A 4,905-nucleotide genomic window follows, 5' to 3' on the forward strand; every position below is an offset into this window, starting at 1 on the left:
GGGGATCAACTGGAAGGTAACTTTAAAGATGGCCTGTCCATCAACGTGAGCCTTGGCAGTAGTAAAATGACTGTCGAGCAAAATACCCATGTTGAGACCGTAAACACGTCCAACATTACCGCCGGCGGCAATGTCACCATCAAAGCCACCGAAGGCAATGTGAACCTAAAGGCGACGAGCGTCAATGCTACCGATGTCACTCTCGATGCGGCAAAAGACCTCAACATCGAGTCAGCTCAAAACAAAGAGCAGACTAACACCAAAACCAACTCATCTTCCTCATCCATAGGAGCTTCCTTTGGGCTAACAGGTTCTTTCGGCGGATTCACCGGCAGTGCCAGCTCTAGCAAGGGTAAGGAAAATGTAACAATCGGTACCAATACTGAAAGTGTAATCAATGCTAGCGGCACCGCGACCCTAAAGTCTGGTAACGATACCAATATTATTGGCTCCCAGGTCAAAGGCGAAAAAGTTGTGGCCGGTATCGGTGGAAATCTAAATATTGTCAGTCAGCAGGACAGCGATACCTACACAGCGAAAAATCAGAGTGTTGGCTTTGGTTTTGGGACCGATAAAATTAGCGGCACTCATGGTTCTGTAAGTGCAGGTAAAACCAACTCCGAGTACAATAGCGTTGTTGAACAGGCCGGTATATACGCCGGTAAAGATGGTTTTGACATCACTGTAGAGAAGAACACTGACCTTAAGGGTGCGGTCATTAGCAGCGAGGCCACACCGGATAAGAATACGCTGAGTACTGATACGCTGACCTTTAGCGATATTGAGAATAAGGCGGAGTATAAGGCAAACAGCATTGGTGTTGGCTACGCCGCTGGTAAAGATGCAAACGGTAAGGACGTAGAAAAGAAAGACCTGGGACTGACGCCTAACATTGGTGTAACTGCCAGTGAGGATGCGGATAGTACTACCCAATCTGCAATTTCGCCAGGAACGATTGAAGTTCGGAGTAATCCGAACCAAGACTTAAGTGGTTTAAGTCGTGATCCTAGTGGTGCAGTGAATGCATTAGGCAAGATATTCGATAAGAAGACGGTGCAGGAACGGCAGGAATTGGCACAGGTATTTGGTGAAGTAGCGTACCAAGCTGTTGGGGATTTGGCTATTAAGAACGGCTGGAAAGAAGGAAGTCCTGAAAAAGTAGCTCTGCACGCTTTAGTAGGTGGAATCATGTCTGAACTTGGAGGAAGTAGTTTTGCCGCTGGAGCAGTAGGAGCAGGAGTAAATGAAATTATTCAAGGCGAACTCTCCAAGATCACAGACCCTGCCTTACATCAATGGGCAAGTGCCTTAGTAGGAGCTGTTTCCTCCCAAGTTGCTGGTGGTAATGCGCAGACAGGTGCATCAACTGCAGCTAGTGGAACGAAGAATAACTATCTGTCACATGAGCAGTATGCTAAGTATATACAGGAATTGGCAGATAATCAAAAGTTGTTACAGGAAGGTAAAATAACACCTGAACAAGCCAAAGCAAAAGAACAAGAGATAAAGCAAAAATGGTCGAATGTAGCACAAGCTCAAGATGTAGAGCTTACGTCAAGAGCAAACGACGAATCGAATATAGCCGACATACTGAATGAAATTAACAAGACTGGATATGTATTTGATACAGACCTGCAAAACTACGGTATGAGCAAAGAGCTCGCGCTCCAAAATATACATACGCTTCTTCAAGCTGGTGGAGCGATACCTGGGCTTAGTGCGACAGTGACTGCAGGAGAAGTCATTCTCTTTGTCAGTGAGGGAAATAACGAAGCAGCAGTCAAGGAAATAGCTCTCTATATTGGATCGCTCGGATTGGGTAAGACGGTCAGTGTTGTAAAAACGGCTGTTTCAACGGGAAGTAGTGCTGCTTCATCTAAAAAACTCGCTGAGAACTTAATAACAGCCGGGGCAGAACGACCAGATTATGCAAGTGCGGCTCACCATATTGTTGCTGGTAATTCTCCTAAAGCAAACGAGGCTCGAGCTATATTGGAAAAATTCGGAGTAGGCATTGATGATGCAGCCAATGGCGCGTTTTTACCGACGGTAAAAGATGTAAGTAACTCGGCATATCATCCCAGTCTTCACACTGATGCTTATTATAACAAAGTCAATGAATTACTACGTAACGCAACTAATAAAGCCGAGGCATTGGATATTTTAGAAACAATATCCACAAAACTGAAAAATGGGACGTTTATGAATTAGTAAAGGAGTTGGAGCAGTTGCGAATATGGCATTTGGATGCTGATGTAAATAACTTCGATAACTTAACTACATTAAAACAAGAGGACTGGGAATTATTAAGATTTGATGGGAGAAAACTTGCCGATACTTGGACTCCTATTGCGGTTCGTGTGATAGAAGATAGAAAAAAAAGTGATACACCGGGTTTATCTGGAGGAGTTCCAGTTTTTACACCAATGGCTATAGCCGTATTAAAAGATTTAATGGGAGATACCGTTGAGGTGTTGCCTTTAAGATGTAGAAAGGGCGAGTATTATGCTATTAATGTTCTTGATGTAGTAAATTGTATTGATTATGAAAAAGCGGACTTTGAAAGATTTAAGAGTTCAGGAAGAATTATGTTATTCAACAAATATGCTTTTAAGCCGGAATGCGTGAAAGGTAAGCACATTTTTAAGATTATTGATGAACCGGTACGTAGGCCATTTGTTTCGGACGAGTTCCGGAACAGTGTTTTAGAAAATGGATTAGTCGGATTTAAGTTTGAATTGGTTTGGGATTCTGAGAGTGAATAAGATAAAGGGTGTGGAGGTAGTCTAAACAAACGAGGTCAACGGACGTAAAAAATCCGTTGACCTTCTTTTTGCTCTCAGTGTCGTCTGGTGACACCAAATTAGCGGTGTCAAGGGGACGGGGTTATTGACAACCAAATAAGAGACAAAGAAGAGACAAAGTGACGGTTCTTTTGTCTTGACAAAAATTTCAATTACAGATATGCTGAAGAAGAGGTGAAAAGAGACAAAGTGACGGTTCTTTTGTCTTGACAAAGACTTCAATTACAGATAGAACGGGACAAGGAAGGAACGGGACAAGGGGACGGAGGAAGTGTCTTGATAAAAATTAATCAAGATGGAGCCCTAGTAGTACGCCAGTTGGTAGCACGGCAGCAGTCGGACAAACTGGGACCAATAGTGCTGTTTCTAACGTAGTAAACAAGAATGGCATGAATATCACGTTGCCCTCGAATGGTCTCTATACTATCCATACAGAACCGAGTAGTCGCTATTTAAGAAAGACAAAGTGACGGTTCTCTTGTCTTCTACTGCTTTAGTGCTTAATCAGTCGGCGACGATTGAGGCTGATGGCAATATAGTGATATATGCTAATGATATAACCAATAAGAAACGGGTACTTGTTACTGGGCAAACGGTAGTTTCTGATGTGACATACTCCAGCCCTTTTGATCATAGGGTATATTGGAAGACGCGCCAGGGCGGTGGTTCTCATGGTGGTGGTGAGGATATTACCTGGAGTGGATTCTGCACAAATTTACTTGACCCTGATACTGCAATTCTTATAAATAGCACAGGTGCTTTGGATCAATTTGGTTCTCGCAATGCCCCAACTTGGATGCTGGGGCAAACCGTTACAGAAACTAATTTCATCCAGGATTCGCCAGAGGGGAAAATAGCAGCTAGTGGAAATATATTTCTGCGAGCCGGTACCGTGAACAATAATAATAGTACGGTAGTTGCCTCCGGTATACTTGATGCTAGTGGAGTGATTAATAATATCTCACAGGGACGGGTGAGGGCAAGTACTCGTCACTTGGCAGATACAGCAACTTACAGGTCCAGTTTTTACAATAGACTCTATTACTATGACGAAAGCGATACTGAGGAAAACCCTAAGTACGTTGATGCAATCCTTCGCTTCCATGACGAAACAATCTACGAACAACTACCAAGTTCCACCTCTCTTTTTGGTGGCGGACAAGCAGTAATCATCCATGCACCCAGTGTAAACAACATTACTAAGAATCCCACGAGCGTTACTGGGGGCAATTTTTCTACTTTACAATCTACTCAGCAATCGAATGTATCGAAAGTCCAAACTGTTTTAGGAAATACCACTCTGCAAGGCAACTCAACACTGGCTCAAAATGGTGGTACTACAATAAACCCTGGTAATACACCGGTAAATAACCAGACATCAATAGGACAATCTGGGCAAAACAGCTCAGTGTCGGGCGTAGGTAACGGAAATAACAATATATTGCAACAAATGGGGTTAAATTCGGCAGTTAACCAAATTGGCAATGGGGGAAACTTTTCAAATTTACAATCTACGCAACAGTCTGATGTGTCGAAAATCCAAACAGTACTAGGAGATACTATTTTACAAGGCAGTAAAACTTTAGGACAGAGCGGTAGTGTCGTGAGCCCTAGTAATACGCCAGTTGGTAACACGGTAGCAGTGGGACAGTCCGAGCAGCATAGTGCTCTCTCCAATATTCAGGCAGAATCAGAAGAAGACAAAGAAAAGACAAAGTGACGGTTCTTTTGTCTTGACAAAAATTTCAATTACAGATATGCTGAAGAAGAGGTGAAAAAATGCCAAGACAGCAGCGGAAAAAGAGCAATAGCGGGTATTACCATGTTATGATTCGAGGGAATGACAGGAAGAATATTTTTCTGGATGAGGAAGATAAGCAGAACTTTATCGAAATCCTATATCAAAAAAAACAAGAAAATATATATTTACTGCATGCATTTTGTCTGATGGATAATCATGTCCATCTAATGTTGCAGGAAGGTGAAGTGAACATAGCTAATATCATGAAACGGATAAATATTAGCTATGTCCATTATTTTAATAAAAAGTACAAAAAGATAGGGCATTTATTTCAAGATCGGTTCAAAAGTGAAGGAATAG

The 4,905-nt window shown here is 42.4% G+C and carries 4 protein-coding genes; all 4 read left to right on the forward strand.

Annotated elements, in window-relative coordinates; translation table 11 throughout:
- Positions 1-2,211, forward strand: a 2,211-nt coding sequence (locus B9A22_RS24650) for a hemagglutinin repeat-containing protein (RefSeq protein WP_176215686.1), incomplete at its 5' end; no start/stop codon positions are given.
- 32 nt (positions 2,212-2,243) lie between these two features.
- The gene (locus B9A22_RS24655; protein WP_139796394.1) at positions 2,244-2,765 is read left to right on the forward strand and encodes an imm11 family protein; all 522 of its coding nucleotides are present in this window, start codon (positions 2,244-2,246) and stop codon (positions 2,763-2,765) included.
- 535 nt (positions 2,766-3,300) lie between these two features.
- Positions 3,301-4,524, forward strand: coding sequence for a hypothetical protein (locus B9A22_RS24660; RefSeq protein ID WP_139796395.1), 1,224 nt, complete (start codon positions 3,301-3,303; stop codon positions 4,522-4,524).
- Positions 4,525-4,583: 59 nt separating this feature from the next.
- Positions 4,584-4,905 (forward strand): transposase (locus tag B9A22_RS24665; protein WP_176215687.1); only part of this gene is annotated, 322 nt, incomplete at its 3' end.

Origin of the sequence: Sporomusa malonica (assembly GCF_900176355.1) — a bacterium.
Classification (GTDB): Bacteria; Bacillota; Negativicutes; order Sporomusales; family Sporomusaceae; genus Sporomusa; species Sporomusa malonica.